We start from the raw sequence: 2082 nt of genomic DNA, 5'->3' as shown, positions 1-2082 counted from the left end.
CGCAACAACACCCTCTCCGCCGGCCCCGACGACGTCGGCGTGCCCTGGGCCATCGGCTCCCCCGAGGGCGGCCACGACGCCGTCCACCCCGCCCTGGGCACCATCGACGACTTCGCCCGGTTCGTCGGCCGGGCCCGCGAGCTGGGGATGGAGATCGCCCTCGACTTCGCCCTGCAGTGCTCCCCCGACCACCCCTGGGTGGCCAAGCACCCCGAGTGGTTCCACCACCGCCCCGACGGCACCATCGCCTACGCCGAGAACCCGCCGAAGAAGTACCAGGACATCTACCCCATCGCCTTCGACGCCGACATGGACGGCCTGATCGCCGAGACCCTGCGGGTGCTGCGCCACTGGACGGAACACGGCGTGCGGATCTTCCGCGTGGACAACCCCCACACCAAACCGGTCGTGTTCTGGCAGAAGGTGATCGCCGACCTCAACGCCACCGACCCGGACGTGATCTTCCTGGCCGAGGCGTTCACCCGCCCGGCGATGATGCACACCCTCGCCCAGACCGGCTTCCAGCAGTCCTACACCTACTTCACCTGGCGCAACACCAAACAGGAGCTCACCGAATACCTCACCGAACTGTCCGGCGAGGCGGCCGCCTACATGCGGCCCAACTTCTTCGTCAACACCCCCGACATCCTCCACGAGTACCTCCAGCGCGGCGGCCGCCCCGCCTTCGAGGTCCGCGCCGTCCTCGCCGCCACCCTCTCCCCCACCTGGGGCGTCTACTCCGGCTACGAACTGTGCGAGAACACCCCACTGCGCCAGGGCAGCGAGGAATACCTCGACTCCGAGAAATACCAGCTCAAACCCCGCGACTGGGACACCGCCGAACGCGAGGGCCGCACCATCACCCCCCTCATCACCCGCCTCAACGAGATCCGGCGGCGGCATCCGGCCCTGCACCGGCTACGGAACCTGAGCTTCCACGCGACCGACAACGACGCTGTCATCGCCTACAGCAAGACGAGGGGCGAGGACACCGTCCTGGTCGTCGCCAACCTCGACCCGCACCACACCCAGGAGGCCACGGTCTCGTTGGACATGCCGCGACTCGGCCTGGACTGGAGCGCGTTCATGTCCGCGCACGACGAACTGACGGGTGACACCTACCACTGGGGGCGGAGCAACTATGTGCGCCTGGAACCCGGCAGGGCCCCGGCACACGTGCTCCACGTCCAGCGGTCGTCCGCATAGCCACAGATCGGAGGGTCACAGCGTCATGACAGTCAACCAGCCCGTCCCGGACACCTTCGAGGACACCCCCGTGAAGGACCGGGACCCCGAATGGTTCAAGCGCGCGGTGTTCTACGAGGTCCTGGTCCGCTCCTTCCAGGACAGCAACGGCGACGGCGTCGGCGACCTCAAGGGACTGACCGCCAAGCTCGACTATCTGCAGTGGCTGGGCATCGACTGCATCTGGCTGCCGCCCTTCTTCAAGTCCCCGCTGCGCGACGGCGGCTACGACGTCGCGAACTACACGGCCGTACTGCCGGAGTTCGGCGACCTCGCCGACTTCGTGGAGTTCGTGGACGCCGCCCACCAGCGCGGCATGCGCGTCATCATCGACTTCGTCATGAACCACACCAGCGACCAGCACCCGTGGTTCCAGGAGTCCCGCAAGGACCCCGACGGCCCCTACGGCGACTACTACATGTGGGCCGACGACGACAAACAGTACCCGGACGCGCGGATCATCTTCGTCGACACCGAGGCCTCCAACTGGACCTACGACCCGGTCCGCAAGCAGTACTTCTTCCACCGGTTCTTCTCCCACCAGCCGGATCTCAACTACGAGAACCCGGCCGTGCAGGAGGAGATCCTGGCCGCCCTCCGCTTCTGGCTGGACCTGGGCATCGACGGGTTCCGGCTGGACGCCGTGCCCTATCTGTACGCGGCCGAGGGCACCAACTGCGAGAACCTCCCGGCCACCCACGAGTTCCTGAGGCGGGTGCGCAAGGAGATCGACGCGATGTATCCGGACACGGTGCTGCTGGCGGAGGCGAACCAGTGGCCGGAGGACGTCGTCGACTACTTCGGCGACTACTCCGCCGGCGGCGACGAGTGCCACAT

2 protein-coding genes are annotated in these 2082 nt (G+C 67.2%); both read left to right on the top strand.

The window, feature by feature from the left end; translation table 11 throughout:
• Window positions 1–1206: alpha-amylase family protein (locus ACZ5GT_RS40695; RefSeq protein ID WP_469036980.1), on the top strand; the 1206-nt coding region annotated here is incomplete at its 5' end.
• 25 nt (window positions 1207–1231) lie between these two features.
• On the top strand, window positions 1232–2082 hold an 851-nt coding region (locus ACZ5GT_RS40690; RefSeq protein WP_469036978.1), incomplete at its 3' end, for an alpha-amylase family glycosyl hydrolase.

The organism is Streptomyces sp. NPDC031340, assembly GCF_055569945.1.
Note: the sequence above shows the minus strand (reverse complement) of the source record. Positions and strands in the feature narration are given on the sequence as shown.